Here is a 23,165-nt window from a genome sequence, read left to right on the forward strand (position 1 = left end):
CCGTCCGTTTTGCCTGATTGATTCTATGCTGATACTACGCAGTGACTGTCAGGGTAGACGCACGCATGAAAAACGGCTTTCGCAGGTCGCAAAAAGGTGCGGTGGCGATCGAATTCGCCTTGGTGTTCATCATCTTTTTCGCAGTGTTTTACGGGTTGGTCAGCTACGGCCTGCCCTTCGTGATGATGCAATCGTTCAACCAGGCCACCGCTGAGGCGGTGCGCCGCGGCGTTGCGGTGGACCCGACCACGCCGAACTATTCGACGGTGGTGGTCAACACCGCCAATGCCGCGCTGACCCAGCAACTGCAATGGCTGCCTTCGGCCTTGAATCTGGTGGTCGGCACCGACACCAGTGCGGCCTACGACGCGGGGACTGGCACCCTGACCGTCAGCGTCAATTACCCCGTGAGCAAGCTCAATCAGATCATGCCGTTTCTGGTGCTGCCCGGGATCGGCACGGTGCCCAATCTGCCGACGCACCTGACCGCACGCTCGAGCCTGCAATTTTGACCGCCGGCGATAAGCTTTTCGGGCGCTTGCTCAAGCGCGCCCCCATCGCAGCCCACGACTTGCCGGACCATCTCGGCGCGCCGCCGATCGGCCTGCATTTTTATCTGGATGGCAACGGCGCCGTGTTGCAGATCGCCGGCCCGCTGCGGCATTTGCTCGCCCAGCACAAACCTCAGGGTCAGCCGCTGCCGCTCCGCGCCTATCTGCTGCCGCATAGCCTGTTGAGCATCGAAGGTCAGCCGCGAGACTGGCACGGGCAATCACTCGATCTGGATTTCACTGGCTTGAATGATCAGCCCCTGCACCTTCGCGGCTGGGTGCAGCCACTAAACGATGGCTGGCAACTGCAGATGCTCGACATCGCCGACCTGTTGCTCGAACGTCAGCAAGCGCGCGACCGCGACGCCTGCCAGACCCTCGCCGCGCAGGTCAGCGATCGTCTGCGCACGTGCAGCCTGACGCGTCTGCCAACGGTGCTTGGCGAACAATTGCAGGCCATCGCCCAGCGCTGGCACATCCCCTGCCTCGCCGTGGCGTTGCTGGATGAACAGGCCCAGGGCTGGCAGATTCATCAACAGTTTCGCGGCCACGATGCCCCGCAACTGTGGGAGGACGGCCAGCCGCTGGGCACGCCGCTGGACAGCCTCAACGGCAGCGCGCCGCAACGCCTCGCCGGCCCGCAGGGCCGCTATGAACATTCGCGATTGCAGGCCACGTTCGGCAACGCCAACGGTTTCGCCGTGCCCTACAGCAATGACCAGGGCGTGGTCGCGTGGCTGCTCTGCGGGTTTTATACGGTCGACAACGTGGCGCCATGGCTGACCGATCGCGACTGGCTGACCCTGGCCGGTGCGCTGGCCGGGCCGCTGCTCAGCCGCTTGCGTGAGCAGCGCCATGTGCAATCGATGGAGCGTCTTGATTCCCTGCAAAACCTGCTCGGCACCGGCTGGTGGGAAATCAGTGCCGAAGAGCAGATTGCACTGGCGCCGACGCTGGCCTCGGCACTGAATCTCAGCGATCGCCTGCTGCCGGTAGAAGACTGGCTGTCGCTGTTTCATCCCGCCGATCGCGCCGAGTTGCGCAGCCGCCTGCGCGCCCTGCAACTTCAAGGAGAAGCGCTGACCCTGAGCGTGCGTCTGCACCGCGCGGAGGTCGGCGCAGCAGCGCCGTGGTATCGGGTTCAGGGCCAGGTCAGCGGCACCGGTGAGCATCGGCGTCTGGTCGGGTTCATGCTCGACATCAGCGACATCCAGAATCAACAACAGCGCGCCGCTGCCGCCCATGCGCGGCTGGATAATCTGATTGCCAGTTCACCGGCGGTGATCTACGTGCAGCGCTATGCAGAAGGCGCGCTGATCCCGGCGTTTTTCAGCGCCAGCCTGCAACCCTTGCTGGGCTGGACGCTGGAAGATTGCGACACGACAGCGCTGGTCGAGCGCGTGCATCCAGACGACCGTGAACTGTATTTCCAGCGCAACCGCCAGCTGCTGCGCGAAGGCTCGGTGCGCGCGCGTTATCGCCTGCGCGACAACCGTGGCGAGTACCACTGGCTGCTCGATGAGGCAAAACTGCTGCGCAACGATCTCGGCCTGCCGGTCGAGGCGGTGGGCCTGTGGCTGGACGTCACCGACGCGACGCTTGCCGCCGAGCAGGTGCGGCAAAGCGAAGAGCGCTATCGGATTCTGGTCGAGGACTCGCCGGCGATGATCTGCCGTTATCGCCCGGACCTGACGCTGATCTTTGGCAACCGACCCTTGGCGACTTATCTGGAATGCACCCCGGAACAACTGCCCGGGGTTGATCTGGGTGGCTGGATGTCCGAAGAACAGCGCGGCGCTTTTGTGCAGCGCCTGAGCCAACTGACCCCGCAACAGCCAGTGAGTACAGCGGAAATCAGCCTGCAATTGCCCGGACGCGAACACGCCTGGTGGGTCTGGTCGGATCGCGGCGTGTTCGATGAGCAGGGACAGTTGATCGAAGTGCAAGCGGTGGGCCGCGACAACACCGAGGTGCGCCGCTCGCAACAGCAACTCACCCAAAGCGCGAAAATGGCCACCCTCGGCGAAATGGCCACCGGCCTTGCCCACGAGATCAATCAACCGCTGAACGTGATGCGCATGGCCATCATCAACGTGCTCAAGCGCCTCGGCAACGGTGAGGTGCAGGTCGATTATCTGACCGACAAACTCAACCGCATCGACGCTCAGGTCCAACGCGCAGCGAAGGTGGTTGACCACATGCGTGTGTTCGGCCGGCGCTCGGAAATCGAACAACAGTTGTTCAACCCGGCCCAGGCCATCGAAGGCACCCTGTCGCTACTGGCCGAAGGCATGCGCGGCAAAGGTGTCGATCTGCGCATCAGCGAGACCGGCTTCGAGGCGCAGGTGCGCGGCTACGTCGATCAGTTGGAGCAGGTGCTGATCAACCTGATGGTCAACGCCCGCGACGCCTTGCTCAGCAAACGCGACAACGACTCAGCGTTCAAGCCGTGGATTTCGATCTACGCCGAGCGTGACGAGGAAAGCGTGCGGTTGTGGGTCGAGGACAATGGCGGCGGTATCGATCCGCGTTTGCTGGAGCGGATCTTCGAGCCGTTCTTCACCACCAAGCCGATTGGCGTCGGCACTGGTCTGGGCTTGTCGGTGAGCTACGGCATCATCGCCAACATGGGCGGGCAATTGAGCGTGCGCAACTCCACAGAGGGCGCACGGTTCTGCATCGAATTGCCGATTGCCACGGATGATCAGATCACCAGATAGGCCTTGCCGGTCTGCCCGCAGGTCATGTTGGCGCCCACCTCGGTGTTCATCAGATTGATGCCCAAGCCTTTGAGCAGATTGTTCAACAACGGGTCGAGCAAGGGGCTGATCAAACCGGTGACCACCGGCAACAAGCGGTTGCTGACGTCGCTGATCAACGAAGCCACACCGGTGACGACAGCGCCCAGCGGGTTGCTGCCCACGGGTTTGTAGACGATCAGGTTGATGCCCGACAGGGTGTTCGCCAGGCTGCCGACGATGTTACTGGTCGGCGCGGCCGGTAGCACGCTGGGCGGCAGTTTCAGATTGGCCGGGGTGGCGAAGGGTGTGGTGCTGGAGAACAGCAGATTCTGCGTGGTCTGCGCGACGCTGGTGTCGAGTTTGAGGGCGATGCCGCCCGCGCCGTATTGCACGTGGGAGGCGGCATCGCAACTGCCGATGCCGAGAATCCTGTGGCAGGTGATGATGCCGAGATCGACCAGCGGCAACGGCGCCACCGTCGGTGCAGCGACTGAAGAGAACGCTGCGACGGGATCGATCTTGCCGAGTTTGAGATCAGCGAGAGAGGTTGTGGTGGCGGCAGTCAGGCTTTTGCTGCCGCTGTCGCCGGTCGGGCAGCGATAATCGGTGACATAGCTTTTCGCCCCGCCGGCATCCAGCGCGATGTCGATCTGCGGTGAGGGCAGCAGCTTCGGATCGAGCTGTTGGCAGCCGGCGCCCAACAGGCAGAACACTGAATTGATTGTGTCCACCAGATTCAGGCTCAACAGCGCATTGAGCGTCGGCGTTAGCATACCGACCAGCCCTGATACCGCGTTCGTCAGCCCTACGACTCCCGTCAACACCGGCAGATTCACCGACAACAGCGTGCGCACCTGCGCAGTGCGCACATAAATCCGGTCCGGTCCCAACGGATCGGCCTTGGCCCGCGCCGGATCACCAATCGCCGAGAACTGCGGCGGTTCGATCACCTTCACCCGTACGGTGACACCGGCCAGCCCCAGCACGTTGACCGGCAAGGTCGCCGCCACCGCGCTCTTGCTGTTGGCCAGTTGCACCACGCCCTGCACCAGTTGCAGCAATTGCAGATTGGCATCCAGCCCCGCCGCCGTCGTGCCGGTCTGCAGTTGCAGGATCTCGCCGAGTCTGACCGGCGCCGCATTGATGGCGGCGGCCTGCAACTGGCCCAGCGCGGTGACCACTTGCGCGGTCGCACCGTTGAGTTGCACCACTGTCGCGGCGGCCTGGATCAACTGCGTCACCGTCGCTTGGGTATTGAGCAACTGCGTGTAATTGCCGGCACCGACGTTGAGGTCGATCGCCAGTTGATCGAGGTATTTGAGCAGGTTGATATCGGTGTGCAGCAGACCGTCCCAGCCTACCGCCGTGAGGTTGACGTTGCCGCCGAGCAACCCGGAAAACAGCGGATTGAGGATGTTCGACTGCGCCGTGTCGATGCTGGCGAGGGTGCTGCGAATGTTCAGTTGGGCGACGGTCGGCTGCGGTTTCGCGGCAACTGCCGAAGCATTGAGCGTGGTATTGAGGCTGACCGGCGTGGCGCTGAACAACGCCTGCACGCCGCCAGCAAAACTGCTGGTGACCGTACGACTGGCGGCGACCTTGACTGCGCTTGATTGCGTGGCATCGACGGTGAAACTGCGCAAACCGCTGGCAGCGGTGGCCAGTGTGCCGCAGGTGGTGACGAGCGTATTGGCGGCATCCACCACGTAACCATTGCGCAGCGCACTTTGCCCGGCATAACTGGCGGCGGTCAGCCCGGGCAGGCAATTGCCGCCGCGACTGACCGCTTCGAGGGCGGCGGTATCCACCACCCGCTGTAATTTGCGCTGTTCCATGTACAGGCGACCGCTGTCGACCACCAGCAACATCATCACCAGCGCCAGACTCAGGGTGGCGGCCGCCATCAAGCCGATCGCCCCGCGTTGCCGGGCCGGGCCGTTGCCTTGCGATCCTGGCGACATGGCGCACTCCTTTGCCGGCGCAGTGCCGAGCGCTACCTCCGTTGGTGAAAATGAGTGTAGACGCGGCTGCCGACAATGCGCTGTTGGCATGGCAAACCACCGTAGGAGCTGCCGAAGGCTGCGATCCTTTGATCTTGCCTCTGAAAATCAAAAGATCGCAGCCTTCGGCAGCTCCTACAGGGGATTTGCGTCCGGGCGGGAAAAGGGCCGTTCATTCAACGCGGTGGATAGTTGGCCAGGATCCTTGCGACGGTCTCGCGAATGGCATTGCTGCGGTCAGCCGGATTCGGGCGGTTGCTGAGCATTTGCTCATCGCTGCCACGCCAGACCAGTTTGCCGTCCTTGCCGTCGAGCAGGTCGATCTGAATGGTCGCGACCTTGTAGGTGATGTTGCGCGTTTCGTTGTACATCGGCGCGCCCCAGTAGCCGTTCCACGGGCCGCCCCAACCGCCGCCGTAATTGGTTGTCACCTGCTGCTGCCGGTCCTCGACGATCAGGTAGGTCTGCACGCTCAGATCACCCTTGCCGCCGCCGGCAGCCGGGCGCAAACCGCGCTGATCGAGTTGATCGGCCACCGCCTGGCGGATGCGCTGTTCGGTCAGGTCGCTTTTGATGCGCGGATCATCGGGGCGATATTGCAGGGCCGGGTCTTTCCAGCTCCAGCTGCGATAAGCGGCAAAGTCGCGGCTGGCGTCGAAATCGTGATTGACCTGATTGGCGGCGCAGGCACTGAGCAGCGCGGCAACAGCGAGTAGAGCGAGACGGCGGAACATGATTTTTCTCCGGGTGAAGACATGAACCTGCTGACACGACGTCAGCTGGGAGGATACGCCGCCATGGCTTTTTCCACAGCCTCGCGGATCGCATCGGCGCGTTCGATCTGATTGCCCTGGGTACCGGTCTCGGCGCTGGCGCTCCACACTGGCTGACCACTGCCGGCATCGAACAGATCGACCCGCACCACCACGACCTGCTCTTGATAGGTGCGCACGATCGGCACGCTGTTGTACATGCCGTAACCGCGACCATAACGATCATAGCCGCCGTATCCGCCGTAGTAGCCGTAGTCGTCGCGAACCTGGCGCAAACGGGTTTCCAGACGCAGATCGGCGCTGACCAGCAGGTCGGCCGGGCGGTTGTCGCGCATCGGCCGCAAGCCGCGTTGGTCGAGGGCGTTGCTGACCGCCTCGGCCACTTGCGCCGAGTCAGCCCACGCCGTGCCCGGCGGCAACTGCCCGTCGCGCCAGGCCCAATTGCGGTAGCGCCCGTAATCACGCGGCGGTGCCGGGTAGGCGCTGCGGTCGAAGGTGGTGGCGGCTTGCGGCGGTGCCGGCGGCAACGGCCGTGACTGGGCCACGTAGGGGTTGCTGCCTTGGCAAGCGGCCAACCCCAGACTTATCAGCAATAACCCGCATCGAGCTTTCATGTCACGCTCCGCTCAGATCGGCCGGCAGATCCAGTGCAAGTAACGCCCAAGCCCGGCGAAGCCTGGGTGACGACGGTGCGCGAGTTCCATTTCCAGCAAGTCCGCCAGTTCGGCGCGGGCCTGGAATTCCACCGGCATGTAATCGTGAAATACCCGTACGCCGCTCTGACTTTCGACCTGCCACATACCGGCGAGTTGCGTTGCCAATTCCCGTGGGTCGAGAGGCTGCTGCGGGGTCAGGCTCTGCTTCTCGCCGGCCATGACGTTCTTGCGCATTTTCTTGAAATGGCCCTTGAGCAGATTGCGATAAATCAGCGCATCACGGTTGTAGAACGCCAGCGACAGCCAGCCGCCGGGCTTGGTCAGTTGATGCAGCACCGGCAGGATCGCATGGGGTTCGGCGAGCCATTCCAGTACGGCGTGGCAGATCACCAGATCGTAGGGCTCGGTGAGCTGACCGGGCAGTTCCTGCCACGGCGCCTGTATGAATGTCGCGGTGTGTCCGGCTTCGGCAAAACGCTGGCGCGCGCCCTCGAGCATCGGTTCGGCCGGCTCGGTGAAGGTGACGTCATGGCCGCGCTCGGCCAGCCACAGCGACATATGCCCCAGGCCCCCGCCGATATCCAGCACGCGCAGCGGACGATCCGGCAAGGCCTCGGTCAGATCGGCCTGTAATACCGCGAGGCGAATCGCGCCTTTGGCGCCGCCGTAGATTTTTTCGGCGAAACGCGTGGCCAACTGATCGAAATGACGGTCGCTCATCAGCTGAACCGCCGTTCGCTGTCGGCGAGCTTGGCGCGCACCACTTCATTCATGTCCAGACCCAGTTCGCTGCACAGCAGCAACAGATACAGGACGATGTCGCCGATTTCCTGCCCGGCATGGGCCAGTTTTTCCGCCGACAACTGGCGCGACTGGTCCTCTGTCAGCCACTGGAAGATTTCCACCAGCTCGGCCATTTCGACGCTGGCGGCCATGGCGAGGTTTTTCGGGCTGTGAAATTGCCGCCAGTCATTGCGGTCGCGAATGGCGTGCAGGCGTTCGGTCAGTTCTACAAGGTTCATCGGGCTCTCCTGAAGACGCATAGCTTCGGGGGGATGCGGGCTGAAGGCAAGCAGCGCAGATGATCAATTGTGGGGGCGAGCCTGCTCGCGAAGGCGGTGGATCATCCAGACCGGATTTGCCTGACACGCCGCCTTCGCGAGCAAGCTCGCTCCCACACATGATCCGGGCAAACCTTCTATCATGCAGGGAACTCGGCCGCCCTCGGCGTGGCCCAAGGCTCAGCTCTTTCATCAGGGATGCACACATGCGTGTAGAAAGCTTTTTCGAATGGCTCGGCCAGGCACTCGGTTCGGTCATCCGTTTTATCGTCGACGGCCTCAGCGGCCTGTTCAATATGCTCAGCAATGCCGGCAGCAACTTTGTCGATGGCCTGGCGCAAACGCTGGGGATGGACACCTCGATCATCAGCATCATCGCGCTGATCGTTGGCCTGATGCTGCTGTGGTCGGCGATCCGGGCGTTCATGAATGCGTCGATCATTGCCGGGATCATCTGGTTGCTGCTGGGGTTGTGGTTGTTGAGCTGGATCATCCATTAACACCACCGCCACCCTGTGGGAGCGAGCCTGCTCGCGAATGGCCGGCACAGCCGAAATCTTCACGGTCGGTCAGTCTTCGCGAGCAGGCTCGCTCCCACATTGAATGGCATGACTCGCTACAATCCCCGCTCCCCCAAGGAGCCTGCATGTCCTCTCTGATTTCCGACTGGCGCGACCGCCCGACTCACCGCAAGGTCTGGGCGCTCGCCGCGCCGATGATTCTTTCCAATATCTCCGTGCCGCTGGTGGCGCTGGTCGACAGCACTGTCATCGGTCACTTGCCGCATGCCCATCAATTGGGCGCGGTGGCGGTCGGCGCCAGTCTGTACACCTTTCTCGCCTGGGCGATGGGTTTTCTGCGCATGGGCACCACCGGTTTTGCCGCCCAGGCTGCCGGGCGCAGCGATGGCGCGGCGTTGCGGCAGATTCTCTTGCAGGGCCTGCTGCTGGCGATGGGGCTGGCCGTCGTGCTCGGCACTCTTGGCGTGCCGCTCAGTGGCGTTGCCCTGCACTTCATGCAACCGTCGGCTGAACTGGATCAGCTGACCCGGGAGTTTTTCCACACGCGCCTGTTCGGCTTGCCCGCAGCGCTGGCGACGTATGCGCTGGTCGGCTGGTTCCTCGGCACGCAGAACGCGCGGGCGCCGCTGGCGATTCTGCTGAGCACCAACCTGATCAACATTGTGCTCAATCTGTGGTTTGTCATCGGCCTTGACTGGGGCGTGGTCGGCTCGGCGCGCGCTTCGGTAATCGCCGAATGGAGCGGCGCCCTGCTCGGCCTGTGGCTGACGCGCACGGCGTTGCGCGCCTATCCGGGGCAGATCATCTGGTCGGCGCTGAAAGTCTGGCAGAGCTGGCGCCCGCTGCTGGCGGTCAACCGTGACATTTTCATCCGCAGCCTCGCCCTGCAATCGGTGTTCTTCCTGATCACCGTACAGGGCGCGCGGCTCGGCGATGCGACTGTGGCGGCCAATGCGCTGCTGCTCAACGGCTTGCTGCTGACGGCCCACGCACTGGACGGACTGGCGCACGCCGTTGAAGCCTTGTGCGGCCATGCCATCGGCGCGCGGGATCGCCTGGCATTGCGTCGATCGCTGGTGGTGGCCGGCGGCTGGTCGCTGATCGCCAGCCTCGGATTCGCTGGGCTGTTTCTGCTCGCCGGGCACCTGTTCATCGAGATGCAGACCGACATTCAGAGCGTGCGCGACACCGCATTCGTCTATCTGCCCTACCTCGCCGTGCTGCCGTTGATTGCGGTGTGGAGTTACCTGCTCGACGGTTTGTTCATCGGCGCCACCCGTGCGCGGGAAATGCGCAACGGCATGCTGCTTACAGTGTTGCTGCTCCTGCCATTCGCCTGGTTCTTGCAAGCGCTGGGCAATCACGGCTTGTGGATATCTTTTCTGCTGTTCATGGTCTTGCGCAGCGTGACCCTTGGCGCGCAAGCCTTGTGGCTCAAGCGCAGCGATGGCTGGTTCAGCGGCAAGGCTCACTGATCAGAAAAGTCAGTCCGCCGCGCCCCACTGCCGACGCAGAAAGTCGAGCCGTTCCGGTTGGGTCAGTCCGGCCGGCGGCACGACCAGCACGGCGCGCGGATTGAGCAGGCGCAGCCACAGCCAGCCATCCAGCACGGCACGGTCACTGAAACCCAGCGCCAGACCTTGTTGCACATGCACAGCAATCGTCTGGTAATCAACCCTCAGAGACTGGCACCAGCGCCAGATGTGCTGCTCCAGCAGACAGGTTTGCAAGCGTTCGCGCTGGCGCCGGGTCAGGCTTTCTTCGATGCCCAAAGGTTCGACGAGCAGACCGGGATTGCGCAGCTGTTGCCAGCCCTGACTGCCGATGGCGCGGTCCGCCCAGGTGCCGCCAAACCAGCGCAACTGGCGGATCGGCCCGAGCCAGCGACTCAGCTGCGTGGCGTCACAGGCGTCGAAGAAATAACTGGCGGTCTGGCGGTTGTAATAGCTGAGCAAGGCCCGATGATTCAAACCGAACGAGACGGTGAGCATGCGCTGCAAATGGCTGAGCAGCTGCTGCGCCGGTATCTCGCAGCTCAGCAACAGGCCGCGCCAGGTGTCCGGGTCGCGTAGACACAGGGCGGTCAATGCCGGACTCTCGCGCAAATCGACGAGGACCGGGCCGTGCTCACTGACCGGTTGAAATTCGGTGCCGTCGAACAACCGGTGCCGCTGCACATCGGCAAAGCCCTGGCGCAAGGTCAGCAGGGCACGTGCCGCGTCCGGGGTGTCGAGCAACAGCCATTGCGCCATGGGCTCAAGCGCCGCGCCGCTCATCGTGCGCTGCTCTGATCGAGCGCGGTGAGCAGCCGGCAACTGCACACGGACTCGGCGCAGTGGTTGAAGCTGCCACCGCCCGGCATCAGGCACAGCAACAGCAACGGCTCGCCAGAGTGCAACAATTGCTGCAACCCATCGCTCACCAGCAGTTCGGGGAGCGATACCGGTTCATCGTCCTCGACCGCAGCCTCTGGCAACACCGAGGGCTGGAGCACGCCACTGACCACCGGCTGATCGGGATCGCCCTCAAGAAAACTCACCACCACTTCCACGCCATCGGCGAGTGCCGCCGAGGGCAGCTCGTTCAGGTCAGGCGCGAGGGGCAGCCAGCAATGGCTCGGCGCTGCGCCTTCGCCCTGGTAGAGCCAGTCGAATTGCACCGCCACCGGCCGCGCGCGATCCGGCTGCGGCTCATCGACGCTGACCACCCAGGCACGCTGCAAGCTGTGCATGCGCTGCTTGGACTGCGCAGCGGCGGGCACACAGACGGGTACCCGCGCGGCCGCGAACAGGCGATTGCAATAGGGCGATTCGAGAGATTGATCGGCACGGTGCTCGATGCGGGTCAGCAGCCATGGGCGGTTGCATTCGAGGAAAGGATGGCCGTCCAGCGGCAACCACTGACCACTGCGCAAGGCCGGCAGATCGCTGTGGCCTTCGGCATCGGGTCCTCGCTGGCTGGCCTGCGAGTCTTCCCGCAGTCGCCATTGGCGGACGGCTGGAGCGACGCCATGCTGGTCATGCTCGCCCTGATAGTGCGCGACGTCTGCATGGGGCATCCGCGTCGGATCGTCGCCGAACACCAGGCAGTGCCTGTCGCGGTGATGTTCGAAGTAGTAGTGAATGCGCGCCTCTGCGCACAGACGCTGAAGCAGTTGCAGATCGGATTCGCGGTATTGCGTGCAGAAGGTGCGGGCCGGGTAGTCGCTGTGCAACTCGTAACGTCGTTGCAGGCCGACGATGCCATGTTCGCGCAGCACCTGTTCGATGATCTGCGGCACGCAGCGGCCGCTGAAGATGCGCTGGCTCAAACGCAGGTCGAGGCAGTCGAGCCTCGGCCCGAGACGTACTCGGCACAAACGCAAGCCATGGCCGTGCTCGTGCTGGACAAGGCTGTGCAATTGCCCGTGCACACCCTGGTCGGGCGCGCCGAAACACAGGAACGCGGAACGGTGCAGCAGGCCGGCGAGATCCAGATGCGGATCGTCGATCACCACATCGATCTCGAAGGCGAAGGGTTCGCTGAGCGCTTCCCTTCCGGTAAAGGCGAGAACTTCGAAGGGGTCGGACAGGCCCGCTACATCGAGACGAAACGACGGCTCGTTGACTGGATCGAACATGGGCGGATCTCTACAGGAGGGGCGGCCGGGGATTCTCGCCGAGAGGCATGGCCGAGTAGAGAGGCGAAGTACAACTTAGGAAATGACCTACGCGAAAAGCAGACCAGATGAGTTTGCTGACCGTGATAGCACAGGTTTTCGGAAAAAAATCAGGAGATGTCCCACCGGGTTGTCCGAATTTTCCACAGCTTGCGGAAAAAAATCGGACAACCCGGGCGGAACGCTATCGGGTCTCAGGAAGACAGATAGGAAGAGCGGGTCAGGCCCAGACGCAAGGCATCGAGGAACTGCGTGCGCTCGCTGGCACTGATGCGGGCACTGGCGCACTTGTCGCGGTAGTGAGTCATCAGTTCTTCCGGCGACAAGTGCACATAACGCAGCATGTCTTCGATGGTGTCGTGGGTCTCGATACCGGCGTGGTACACGCTGCCATCGGCGTTCTGGTAGATGTTCACCGAGTCGGTGTCACCGAACAGGTTGTGCATGTCACCGAGGATTTCCTGATAGGCGCCGACCAGGAACACGCCCAGCAGGTAATCTTCGCCTTCATTCAACGCGTGCACCGGCAGGCTGGTTTCGATGCTCTGCTCGTCGACGTACTGGTTGATCTTGCCGTCGGAGTCGCAGGTCAGATCCTGCAGCACCGCGCGGCGCAGCGGCTCTTCGTCGAGGCGATGCAGCGGGATGATCGGCAACACCTGATCGATCGCCCAGGTGTCCGGCAGGCTCTGGAACACCGAGAAGTTGCAGATGTACTTGTCGGCCAGCTTGTCGTTGAGTTCGTCGAGCACCTGGCGGTGCGAACGCTGACGCGCCTTCAGCGAGTTGTGCAGGCGACGGCACACGGCGAAGTAGCACTGCTCGGCGAGGGCTTTTTCCGCCAGGGTCAGCTTGCCATCGGCATACTGCGCGGCCACGTCGCTCATGTAGTGGGTGGCGCGCCAGTAGGTTTCGGTGACCATTTCGATGTCGGTCGGGCCGAGCAGATCGACCAGCCACTGCACGGTTTCCGGCAGGCTCTCTTTGTTCTCGATCAGCGGGATTTCGTCGTTGTGTTTCTCGACGTCGGTGACCTGCACCACCAACATTGCGTGGTGCGCGGTCAGCGAACGGCCACTCTCGGAGAAGATGTGCGGATGCGGCAGGCTCTGCGCGTCGCAGAATTCCTTGAGCATGCCGACCACGACACCGGCGTAATCGTCCATGTCGTAGTTGATCGAACTGGCGTTGCGCGAGTGGGTGCCGTCGTAGTCGACACCGAGGCCGCCGCCGACGTCGATGTGATCGACCGGCAGACCGAGGTTGCGCAATTCGCCGTAGTAACGGATCGCTTCCTTGAAACCGTGCTGGTAGTCAGCGAGGTTGGCGATCTGCGAACCCATGTGGAAGTGCAGCAGGCGGATGCCCTGATCCAGGCCGGCGCCACGAAAGCGCTCGACCACCGACAGCAGTTGTGCCGCCGACAGACCGAATTTGGATTTCTCGCCACCGGTGTCCGCCCATTTCGACGAGGCCAGCGACGACAGGCGCACGCGCAGGCCCACCTGCGGCTTGACCTTCAGCGAGGCGGCTTCTTCGATCACCAGGCCGACTTCGGATTCTTTCTCGATGACGATGAACACGTTATGGCCGAGCTTCTGGCCCATCAGCGCCAGCCGGATGAACTCGCGGTCCTTGTAACCGTTGCAGACGATGGTGCCGCCCTTCGGCGCCAGCGCCAGCACGGCCAGCAGCTCAGGCTTGGAGCCGGCTTCCAGACCGATGGAAACGTTCTGGGTGGCGATGATGTTCTCGATCACCGCTTCCTGCTGGTTGACCTTGATCGGGTACAGCGCGGTGTATTTGCTCTGGTATTCCAGGCGCTCGATGTTCGAATCGAAAGCGCCGGTCAACTGACGGACACGGTCTTGCAGGATGTCGGGGAACCGCACCAGCAGCGGCAAGGACAAACCGCTCTTGCGCAGTTGGTCGACTTGTTCGAACAGATCGATAGGCGAGCTGCTCGGGCCGTTCGGACGTACTTCGACGCGACCGGCTTCATTGATCGCGAAATACCCGGCCCCCCAATGGCGAATCCCGTAAACGCTGCGGCTGTCCGCAACTGTCCATTGGCTGCCATCGTCTTTACGTGTGCGTCGTACGGACATCGAAGTCCCCTATAAAGAAGTCAGAGTGCGTCGCCTGACGTTCAGGCCGGCGCAGTCTAAAGAATGAAAATGACGGTTCGTCAGTGCGGCGGTAGACCGCACTGACTGCGTGGAGTTTAGAAACCGGTCATGAACAGGCTCTGTGAAAACCATGGCGACGACGCCGGATCCGAGAACACTCGAAGCCGGATCAAGCCGCCGGAGGGTTTCACAGAGGCTGCTAGCCGCCGGATTTCTTCGCTTTGAAACCGTGCTTGATCAGCTCTGCCAAGAGTAGCTCGACGTGATCGCCCTGGATTTCGATGATGCCGTCCTTCAACGCCCCGCCGGTGCCACAACGTTTCTTCAACGTCGTCGCCAGCTCCTTGAGCGCGTCTTCGGCCAGGGGCACGCCGGTGATGGTGGTCACCGTCTTGCCGCCACGCCCTTTGCTTTCGCGACGCACGCGGGCAATGCCGTCACCGGCCGGGATCACGGTTTGTTTGCAGATACAGGCGTCCACCGGCTTGCTGCATTCCGGGCAATGACGACCTGCGTCGGTGGAAAATACCAGGCCGCCCAGGGCGGCGAAGGATGCGGCTTTCTTGGCCACCGGCAATCCTCTCGGGAGGACAAAGACTGATCGCAACCTTGGGCAAGGTCAGCGACCGCGAAGCCCCACTCAGGCAGGGGCAGCGCTACTGCATCGGCGCTTTTTGGGAAGCGTTCGGTGCAGTTTGAAAAGGTCGCGCAGTGTAACGGCAAAAATCGCGATTGCTAAGTGCCAATCGGCGCCAATTCATGTGTTCTTTGCGACGTTGCTTTGCTGCGCCTTGAGATAGCGCTTCAGGGCGGCCAGAGAGTCCGGGCAATAAGGCTTTTCGCTGATTTCGCGCATGACCTGTTCGACGGGGATGAATCGCGCTTCGAGGACTTCTTCCGGCTGCAATTTCAGCGGCCCGTCCCACACAGCGGAAAACGCCGAACACCACAGGCGGTTGCCGGTGTCTTCGAAGTAGAAGTGATCGTGAGCGGTGAGTTCGACGCCGCTGACGCCCAGCTCTTCCGCAAGCTCGCGCGCCGCCGACTCGGCATAACTTTCGTCGGCCTGGACCATGCCGCCTGCGGCAACATCCCAGTAACCGGGATAAATCGCCTTGCTCAACGTGCGCCGGTGCACGCACAGCTCACCGGCGGAATTGAACAGCATGATGTAGGTGCCACGGCCAATCAACCCGCGCTCGCGCAAATCGGAGCGCACCAGCGCGCCGAGCAAGTTGTCCTGCTCGTCGACCCAGGCGATCTGTTCGGCGTCCGAGGCGGCGCGATGGGCCGCCTCTCTTATGCTCTGGCTCACGTATCAGCCCTGATTGAGCAGTTGACGCAAGTCGATCACCGCAGCGTTGGCCCGGGAAATGTAGTTGGCCATGACCAGCGAGTGGTTGGCCAATACGCCGAAACCGCTGCCATTGAGGATCATCGGACTCCACACCGGCTCTTGCGAAGCCTCCAGCTCACGGATGATCTGGCGCACGCTGACGGTGGCGTTCTTCTTCGCCAGTACATCGGCGAAGTCGACTTCGATGGCGCGCAGCAGATGCGACAGCGCCCAGGCCTGACCGCGTGCTTCGTAGAACACGTTGTCGATCTGCATCCACGGGGTTTCCACGACTTCTTCGTCAACCTGCGGCACTTCGCCGACTGCCGGAACTTCGGTCTTCAGCGCAGTATTGAGCTTGACCCGACCGACACTGGCCGACAGGCGTTGCGACAACGAGCCGAGACGGGTACCGACATCGCCCAGCCAGTTGTTGAGGTTGTCCGCGCGGGCGTAGAACAGCGCGTTTTTCTGATTCGGATCCGACAAGCGCGACTGATAGCGGCTCAGGGAGTTGATGCCTTCCTGGTATTCCGACTCGCTGGACGGCAGCACCCAGCTCTTGTTGTCGAAGTTGAAGCGCGGTTCGGCCTTGGCCAGATCGGCGTCTTCGGCGGACTGTGATTGCGAACGGGCAAAATCCTTGCGCAGGGCGCGGGTCAGGTCACGCACCTGCACCAGCACGCCATATTCCCAGCTCGGCGTGTTGTCCATCCACAGGCCCGGCGGGAAACGGTCATTGGAAATGTAACCGCCCGGCTTGTTGAGCAAGGTGCCGGCAACGGTCTTCAGGGTCTCGACCGTGGTATAGCCGACCACCATTTGCTTGCCCTCTTTCTCGGCAGCGACCTGGGCGTTCTGCGCCACCGGAAACAGCTCCGGTTCCTGGCTCCAGTACCAGCCCAGCGCGATGGTGACCAGCAAATACAGACCGACCACTGTGGCCAGCGCCCGGCTGAACAGCAGCCCGCCGACATAGCTGCGGGTGGCCGACTTGGGCTCGGCGGCACGTTCAGGCGCGCTGCCCGCGCGGTTTTTCCAGTCCAGCATGGCGATATCCTTTCAATCACTTGGGTTCAACGGTTCGACCACAACCATACAACAACGTGCCAAGGCCGGGCACCCGTCGCTAACGATAAGCCGCAAATGGTGCGGCCCGATGACGCTTCGCGACACACTAAGGGATTCCCTGATACGGCAACGCCAGCAACGCAGTGAACTCTGATCCGGGTTCGGCCCGAGCAGCGATGTACAAATTCCCGACTGTTCTGCCCTGCCCTTCAAGGCAAGCGTCCGGATTTCGGGCATCTGACTGACCTGCAAGTGCATGAGAAAACCACCCGGTCAGAAACTGAATCGTGTCGTCCAGCAGATTATTGACGTACGACACTCGTCTAAGGGAAAAGAGGTGCTAGCATAGAGCCACCAGTCGATCTCAGCATGCACCCTAACTAGTAGTCAGGATATGACCGAGCCAGAAGACCCCAGCCGTGAGCGTCTCAAGCACCACTTTGCCCAGCGGGTAATTCATCAGGCACGTCAGATTCTTGAGATATGGCAGCGCCTGCAACGCAGTGAGTGGTCCACCGTCGATCTCGCCGAACTGAGCGAGGCGAATTTGCGTCTGCTGCGTTTTGCCGAGCGTTTCGAACAGCCGGAACACACCCAGCTGGCGCACCACATCAGCCAGTCGCTGCAAGCGGTGGATGCCAACCGTGGGCGCCTCAGCAGCGGCCTGATCACCGATCTGAATCGGTTGATGCAGCGCCTGTCGCGCACCGGCCTGCGCCATGGCGACCAGCTCGACCAGACGTTCCTGCCGCCGCTGCGCAAGCCGATCTACGTAATGTTGCAGGATCACGACCGCGCTGAACGCCTGGCCAAGCAACTGGAGTTTTTCGGCTTGAGCGCGCAGGCACTGGACAGCGTGGCGGCGTTTCGCTCGTCGATGGTCGAGCGCTTGCCCGCGGCGATTGTCATGGACGTGGATTTCAGTGGCCCCGGCATCGGCCTGAAACTCGCCGCCGAAGCTCAGGTCGGCCTCGAAGAAACCCTGCCGCTGCTGTTCTTCAGCCTGCACGAAACCGACACCCCGACCCGCCTCGCCGCCGTGCGCGCCGGTGGCCAGGAATTTCTCACCGGCACGCTCGAAGCATCGAGCCTGCTGGAAAAAATCGAAGTGCTGACCTGCGTCGCCCAGTACGAGCCTTATAAAGTGCTGATCATCGACGACTCGCGCGCCCAGGCCCTGCACACCGAGCGTCTGCTCAACAGTGCCGGGATTGTCACCCGCACCCTGATCGAACCGATTCAGGCAATGGCCGAACTGGCGGATTTCCAGCCGGACCTGATCATCCTCGACATGTACATGCCGGCCTGCACCGGCACCGAGCTGGCCAAAGTCATCCGTCACAACGACCGCTACGTCAGCGTGCCGATCATTTACCTGTCGGCCGAGGACGATCTGGACAAGCAGCTCGACGCCATGAGCGAGGGCGGCGATGACTTCCTGACCAAGCCGATCAAACCGCGGCACCTGATCACCACTGTGCGCAACCGCGCCGCGCGGGCGCGCAATCTGAAAGCACGGATGGTCCGCGACAGCCTCACCGGTCTGTACAACCACACGCATATTCTGCAATTGCTCGAAGACTGCTCGTTCCGCGCGCGCCGCGAGAACAAGCCACTGAGCTTTGCCATGCTCGACATCGATCACTTCAAACGGGTCAACGACAGCCACGGCCACCCGATGGGCGACCGTGTGATCAAGAGCCTGGCGCTGTTTCTCAAACAGCGTTTGCGCAAGACCGACTTCATCGGCCGTTACGGCGGCGAAGAGTTCGCCATTGTCATGCCCGACACCGATATCGACGCGGCGCATAAAGTCCTCGACGAAATTCGTCAGCGCTTCGCCGAGATTCATTACCCGGCACAGCCGCAGGACCTCTGGTGCACGTTCAGCGCCGGCGTAGTAGAAATGTGCGATGACTCCGACAGCCTGATGATGGCCAGCCAGGCCGATGAGGCGCTGTATCGCGCCAAGGGTGCCGGACGCAATCGGGTGCAGACCGCGCGCCAGTCAAAGCAAAGTGCCACTTTTTCATCGGAATCCACTGATTCGGTCATAACCCTGTAATAGAACCGCAATAAATTCAGGCGCTTACCATTCCTGCCGTTGGTAGCCGTCATGCGCCTGAAGTTGCTCACCAATCTCAACACTCTGCTGCTGGTCGCCGTCTGCGTGGCCCTTGGTGCCACGCTGTGGTGGTCGCAAAAAGCCCTCGAACGCCCCTATCTGTTGATGGAGCGTTATCTCGGGCTGTCGCAACAATTTCAGAACGAGGTGGCGCGCAACGTTGAGGATTACCTCGCCAGCGGTGACGCGCTGCGCCTGAGCAGCGCCGCCCAGGCCATCGACAGCGTGCACAAGCAACTGGGTGAGCTGCCCCCGGCGCTGGCCGACAGCGTGCAGCCAAGCCTGTCGAGCCTTGATGAATTCAGCAAAACCGACCTGCTCGCCGCCGGCAAACTGGCCGGCGATCCGCAGGCGCTGCTGTTGCAGGCCGAACGCGAACTCAGCGCCAGCCTCGACCAGCTCAACACCTACGCCAATGGCAACGCCGCCTACCTCGCACCACTGCTCGCCGCATCGCAGCATCTGGGCAAACTGTCGCTGGCGCGGGACAAACTGGTCAGCAGCGGGCGCAGTGAACTGGCTGCCGATGTCGAGCGCGAAGTGAGCAACATGCGCGCCCAGGCCCAGGCCATCGATGCCCTGCCCTTGCTTGGTGTGGTCGCCAGCAACGAATCGAGCAGTGACGATTTCGCCGCGTTGATGGGCATCGAAAACACCGACAAAGCTGCCGCCGAAGATGCCGGTGTCGCCCTTAAACGTGAACTGAACAGTTTGCTTGGCCGCTATCCGGCGGAACTGGCGCGCACTCGCGAGCAGATCCAGAAACGCGCCGACCTCAGCGCCGCCACCCACGACAAAATCGCCAGCGTGCAGCACGCCATCGCCGGCCTCGAACCGGTGGTGCGCGCGCAACACGGGCAGATCCAGGGCGAAGTGCGCCTGATGCAAGGCGTGATGATTGGCCTGATTCTGCTGATCGCCCTGCTCATCGATACCTTGCAGCGGCGCCTGGCCCGCACCCTGACCAACCTCGCCCCGGCATTGTCGACTTGGGCCGAGGGCGATTTCAGTCGCGACATCCAACTGGGCAAGACCAATCGCGAATTGCACGACATCGAAGCGTCGCTCAATCGCTTGCGCGCCTATCTGGTGGATCTGGTCGGCACCATTCGCGGCAACGCCGAGCAAGTCGCAGGCAGCAGCCGCACCCTCGCCGAACTGAGCAATGACTTGCACAGCGGCGCCGAGCATCAGGCAGGTGACACTGCGCTGATTCGCGACTCGCTGGGTGAACTCGAGGCGACCATTCAGCAAGTGGCCGGCGATGCCCGGCAGGCTGCGGACGCCAGCCGTCATGCCGGACTGGCCGTCGAGCATGGCCAGACGGTGATCGGCCAGAGCCTGACCGGGCTGCATGCGCTGGTCGGTGAAGTTCAAGGCAATGCGCAGATGATCGAACATCTGGCCGAAGAGTCGGCAACCATTGGCGGCGTGCTGACGGTGATTCGTTCGATTGCGGATCAGACCAATCTGCTCGCCCTGAACGCCGCAATCGAGGCGGCCCGCGCCGGGGAGATGGGCCGTGGTTTCGCCGTGGTCGCCGAGGAAGTGCGCTCGCTGGCACAACGCACCGCCGGGGCCACGGCGGAAATCCAGACGCTGATCGCCGGCCTGCAGACCGCCGCGCGGCAATCGGTCGAAGGCATGCGCGCGCAGGTCGAACACGCCGAAGCCACGGCCAGTCAGGCGCAAGCGGCCGACGGTGCACTGGACAAAATTGTAGGCGCGATCCAGACCATCGCCGACACCGCCGTGCGCATCGCCGATGTCACTGCGCAGCAAAGTGGCGCGGTCAGCGAGATCCGCGATCACAGCGAACGCATTCATCAATTGGGTGGGGATAACCTGCTGCGCATCGGCCAGGGGCGTGAACAGGGCGAGAACCTGTTGATTCTCGGCGGCCAATTGCATACGGCCGTTCAGGCCTTCCGCGTCTGACATACCACCTTCGCGAGCAGGCTCGCTCCCACTTTGGAATGCATACCCCTGTGGGAGCGAGCCTGCTAGCGAAGAGGCGCTTGCCAACATCGCGAATGACCGGATCAGCTCACCCGGTCACAAATTTCGCGCAAACATCGCCCATCGTGCCGCCTATTGCATGGAACTGGACAGTCACAAAGGCTTTGCGGCATAGTCGCCGGGTTCTGACGACTGCTCATTGATAACAAGGACAACGCAGATGGCGACGCTACTGGTGCTGCATGGCCCCAACCTGAACCTGCTCGGCACCCGGGAACCGGGGACCTACGGGTCGACGACCCTGGCGCAGATCAATCAGGATCTGGAGCGGCGCGCCCGTGAAGCCGGCCATCATCTGCTGCACCTGCAAAGCAACGCCGAGTACGAATTGATCGATCGCATCCACGCTGCGCGCGGTGAAGGCGTGGACTTCATTCTGATCAATCCGGCGGCTTTTACGCACACAAGTGTCGCATTACGTGACGCGCTGCTGGGAGTGAGCATCCCATTCATCGAAGTGCATTTGTCCAACGTGCACAAGCGCGAACCTTTCCGCCATCACTCCTACTTCTCCGATGTAGCGGTAGGAGTGATCTGCGGCCTTGGCGCCAGCGGTTACCGACTGGCCCTGGAGGCCGCACTAGAGCAGCTTGAACACCAAGCTATACGCCCCTGACCGACCCTTGGGAGTTGATGATTCATGGATATCCGTAAAGTTAAGAAACTGATCGAATTGCTGGAAGAGTCCGGCATCGACGAGCTCGAGATCAAGGAAGGCGAAGAGTCCGTACGCATCAGCCGCCACAGCAAGACCCCGGCGCAGCAGTACTACGCGCCAGCCCCGATGCAGGCTCCGGCCGCTGCCCCCGCTGCCGCGCCAGTCGCTGCCGCTGCTCCGGCCGCCGCTGCTGCACCGGCGCTGAACGGCACCGTGGCCCGTTCGCCGATGGTCGGCACCTTCTACCGCAAATCTTCGCCAACCTCGCCAGCCTTCGTTGAAGTCGGCCAGACCGTGAAGAAAGGCGACACCCTGTGCATCGTCGAAGCCATGAAGATGATGAACCACATCGAAGCTGAAACCAGCGGTGTGATCGAATCCATCCTCGTCGAAGACGGCCAGCCGGTTGAGTACGACCAACCGCTGTTCACCATCGTTTGAACCGCGGAGAGCCTTTGATGACTGCGAAGTTGGAAAAAGTTCTGATCGCTAACCGCGGTGAGATCGCCCTGCGGATTCTGCGTGCCTGCAAAGAGATGGGCATCAAGACCGTCGCCGTTTACTCCAAGGCCGACAAAGAGCTGATGCACCTGGGTCTGGCAGACGAATCCGTCTGCATCGGCCCGGCGTCCGCCGCTCAGTCTTACCTGCACATTCCGGCCATCATCGCTGCCGCTGAAGTGACCGGCGCTACCGCCATTCACCCAGGCTACGGTTTCCTCGCGGAAAACGCCGATTTTGCCGAGCAGGTCGAGAACTCCGGCTTCGCCTTCATCGGCCCGAAAGCCGACACCATTCGCCTGATGGGCGACAAGGTATCGGCCAAGCACGCGATGATCGAAGCAGGCGTACCGACCGTTCCAGGTTCTGACGGCCCGCTGCCGGAAGACGAAGAAACGGCGCTGCGCATCGGTCGTGAAGTCGGCTACCCGGTGATCATCAAGGCCGCCGGCGGCGGTGGTGGTCGCGGCATGCGTGTGGTGCACAAGGAAGAAGACCTGATCGCCTCGGCGAAACTGACCCGCTCCGAAGCAGGTGCGGCGTTCGGCAACCCGATGGTCTATCTGGAAAAATTCCTCACCAACCCGCGCCACGTCGAAGTGCAGGTACTGTCCGACGGCCAGGGCCACGCCATCCACCTGGGCGACCGCGACTGCTCGCTGCAGCGTCGGCACCAGAAGGTTCTCGAAGAAGCACCGGCACCGGGCATCGACGAGAAGGCGCGCCAGGAAGTATTGGCTCGCTGCGTCAAGGCATGCATCGACATCGGCTACCGTGGCGCCGGTACTTTCGAGTTCCTCTACGAGAACGGCCGTTTCTACTTCATCGAAATGAACACCCGTGTTCAGGTGGAGCACCCGGTTTCGGAGATGGTCACCGGTATCGACATCGTCAAGGAGATGCTCAGCATCGCCGCTGGCAACAAGCTGTCGTTCACTCAGGATGACGTGGTCATCCGCGGTCACTCGCTGGAGTGCCGGATCAACGCTGAAGATCCGAAGACCTTCATGCCGAGCCCGGGCACGGTCAAGCATTTCCACGCCCCAGGCGGCAACGGCGTTCGCGTCGATTCGCACCTGTACAGCGGTTATGCCGTGCCACCGAACTACGACTCGCTGATCGGCAAGCTGATCACTTACGGCGCAACCCGCGACGAAGCCATGGCACGCATGCGCAATGCCCTGGACGAAATCGTGGTCGACGGGATCAAGACCAACATCCCGCTGCACCGTGACCTGGTTCGTGACGAAGGCTTCTGCAAGGGCGGTGTGAACATTCACTACCTCGAGCACAAGCTGGCCAAACAGTCGTAAGGCTGAAGCGGCATGAAAAACCCGATCCCTGCGGATCGGGTTTTTTTATGCC

20 protein-coding genes are annotated in these 23,165 nt (G+C 62.3%); 9 read left to right on the top strand and 11 right to left on the bottom strand.

The genetic code is table 11. The annotated features are described in order from the left end of the window. Positions 1-65: 65 nt before the first annotated feature. The gene (locus JWU58_RS24210; protein WP_206421107.1) at positions 66-512 is read left to right on the top strand and encodes a TadE/TadG family type IV pilus assembly protein; all 447 of its coding nucleotides are present in this window, start codon (positions 66-68) and stop codon (positions 510-512) included. Then, positions 509-3,271: a PAS domain-containing sensor histidine kinase gene (locus JWU58_RS24215; protein ID WP_206421108.1), complete on the top strand. Its 2,763-nt coding sequence runs from the start codon at positions 509-511 to the stop codon at positions 3,269-3,271. The genes JWU58_RS24210 and JWU58_RS24215 overlap by 4 nt, the downstream gene beginning before the upstream one ends. Here JWU58_RS24215 and JWU58_RS24220 read toward each other — a convergent pair. From JWU58_RS24220 to JWU58_RS24240, 5 genes are all read right to left on the bottom strand, one after another. Next, complete coding sequence (locus JWU58_RS24220; RefSeq protein ID WP_206421109.1) at positions 3,256-5,253, bottom strand: pilus assembly protein TadG-related protein; 1,998 nt, start codon at positions 5,251-5,253, stop codon at positions 3,256-3,258. The two genes, JWU58_RS24215 and JWU58_RS24220, sit on opposite strands and share 16 nt — an antisense overlap. Before the next feature lie 215 nt (positions 5,254-5,468). After that, positions 5,469-6,026 carry a DUF4136 domain-containing protein gene (locus tag JWU58_RS24225; protein WP_016771849.1) on the bottom strand — a complete coding sequence of 186 codons (558 nt, stop codon included), beginning with the start codon at positions 6,024-6,026 and terminating at the stop codon, positions 5,469-5,471. Between the two features lie 41 nt (positions 6,027-6,067). Next, complete coding sequence (locus JWU58_RS24230) at positions 6,068-6,679, bottom strand: DUF4136 domain-containing protein (protein WP_206421110.1); 612 nt, start codon at positions 6,677-6,679, stop codon at positions 6,068-6,070. A gap of 12 nt (positions 6,680-6,691) precedes the next feature. Then, positions 6,692-7,441: a methyltransferase domain-containing protein gene (locus JWU58_RS24235; protein ID WP_024011431.1), complete on the bottom strand. Its 750-nt coding sequence runs from the start codon at positions 7,439-7,441 to the stop codon at positions 6,692-6,694. Continuing rightward, positions 7,441-7,743, bottom strand: a complete 303-nt coding sequence (locus JWU58_RS24240) for a MazG-like family protein (protein WP_206421111.1) — start codon at positions 7,741-7,743, stop codon at positions 7,441-7,443. Before JWU58_RS24240 ends, JWU58_RS24235 begins: the two co-directional genes overlap by 1 nt. A 245-nt stretch (positions 7,744-7,988) precedes the next feature. Here JWU58_RS24240 and JWU58_RS24245 point away from each other — a divergent pair, with 245 nt between their 5' ends. Together JWU58_RS24245 and JWU58_RS24250 are read left to right on the top strand one after the other, a co-directional pair. Next, the gene (locus JWU58_RS24245; RefSeq protein WP_016771853.1) at positions 7,989-8,282 is read left to right on the top strand and encodes a hypothetical protein; all 294 of its coding nucleotides are present in this window, start codon (positions 7,989-7,991) and stop codon (positions 8,280-8,282) included. Positions 8,283-8,428: 146 nt separating this feature from the next. Beyond that, a complete protein-coding gene (locus tag JWU58_RS24250) occupies positions 8,429-9,778 on the top strand; it encodes an MATE family efflux transporter (protein WP_206421112.1) in 1,350 nt (449 codons plus the stop codon). Between the two features lie 9 nt (positions 9,779-9,787). On the opposite strand, the gene JWU58_RS24255 is transcribed toward JWU58_RS24250, so the two are convergent. The 6 genes from JWU58_RS24255 to JWU58_RS24280 all read right to left on the bottom strand — a co-directional run bounded on the left by JWU58_RS24255 (position 9,788) and on the right by JWU58_RS24280 (position 16,476). Then, positions 9,788-10,579 (bottom strand): DUF4123 domain-containing protein, encoded by a 792-nt coding sequence (locus JWU58_RS24255; protein WP_016771855.1) that lies wholly within the window; start codon positions 10,577-10,579, stop codon positions 9,788-9,790. Continuing rightward, positions 10,576-11,922: a type VI secretion system Vgr family protein gene (locus tag JWU58_RS24260; RefSeq protein ID WP_206421113.1), complete on the bottom strand. Its 1,347-nt coding sequence runs from the start codon at positions 11,920-11,922 to the stop codon at positions 10,576-10,578. The genes JWU58_RS24255 and JWU58_RS24260 overlap by 4 nt, the downstream gene beginning before the upstream one ends. Positions 11,923-12,155: 233 nt before the next feature. After that, positions 12,156-14,069 (bottom strand): arginine decarboxylase, encoded by a 1,914-nt coding sequence (gene speA, locus JWU58_RS24265; RefSeq protein WP_016771856.1) that lies wholly within the window; start codon positions 14,067-14,069, stop codon positions 12,156-12,158. 220 nt (positions 14,070-14,289) lie between these two features. Further along, entirely contained in the window at positions 14,290-14,661 is a 372-nt protein-coding gene (locus JWU58_RS24270) for a translation initiation factor Sui1 (RefSeq protein ID WP_007914613.1), read from the bottom strand. Between the two features lie 186 nt (positions 14,662-14,847). Next, entirely contained in the window at positions 14,848-15,405 is a 558-nt protein-coding gene (locus JWU58_RS24275) for an NUDIX hydrolase (protein WP_206421114.1), read from the bottom strand. Positions 15,406-15,408: 3 nt separating this feature from the next. Beyond that, complete coding sequence (locus tag JWU58_RS24280) at positions 15,409-16,476, bottom strand: DUF2333 family protein (RefSeq protein WP_016771859.1); 1,068 nt, start codon at positions 16,474-16,476, stop codon at positions 15,409-15,411. A gap of 415 nt (positions 16,477-16,891) precedes the next feature. Here JWU58_RS24280 and gcbA point away from each other — a divergent pair, with 415 nt between their 5' ends. The 5 genes from gcbA to accC all read left to right on the top strand — a co-directional run bounded on the left by gcbA (position 16,892) and on the right by accC (position 23,113). Further along, on the top strand, positions 16,892-18,562 hold the full coding sequence (gene gcbA / locus JWU58_RS24285; RefSeq protein ID WP_206421115.1) for a diguanylate cyclase GcbA: 1,671 nt from the start codon (positions 16,892-16,894) through the stop codon (positions 18,560-18,562). A 954-nt stretch (positions 18,563-19,516) separates the two neighbouring features. Continuing rightward, complete coding sequence (locus JWU58_RS27640; RefSeq protein WP_374190761.1) at positions 19,517-20,560, top strand: methyl-accepting chemotaxis protein; 1,044 nt, start codon at positions 19,517-19,519, stop codon at positions 20,558-20,560. A 241-nt stretch (positions 20,561-20,801) separates the two neighbouring features. After that, positions 20,802-21,257 (top strand): type II 3-dehydroquinate dehydratase, encoded by a 456-nt coding sequence (gene aroQ, locus JWU58_RS24295; RefSeq protein WP_016771861.1) that lies wholly within the window; start codon positions 20,802-20,804, stop codon positions 21,255-21,257. 24 nt (positions 21,258-21,281) lie between these two features. After that, positions 21,282-21,740, top strand: coding sequence for an acetyl-CoA carboxylase biotin carboxyl carrier protein (accB, locus tag JWU58_RS24300; RefSeq protein WP_016771862.1), 459 nt, complete (start codon positions 21,282-21,284; stop codon positions 21,738-21,740). 17 nt (positions 21,741-21,757) lie between these two features. Further along, entirely contained in the window at positions 21,758-23,113 is a 1,356-nt protein-coding gene (accC, locus tag JWU58_RS24305; RefSeq protein ID WP_024011424.1) for an acetyl-CoA carboxylase biotin carboxylase subunit, read from the top strand. The last annotated feature ends 52 nt before the right edge of the window (positions 23,114-23,165 follow it).

The organism is Pseudomonas atacamensis, assembly GCF_017167965.1.
In the GTDB taxonomy this organism is placed as follows: domain Bacteria; phylum Pseudomonadota; class Gammaproteobacteria; order Pseudomonadales; family Pseudomonadaceae; genus Aquipseudomonas; species Aquipseudomonas atacamensis.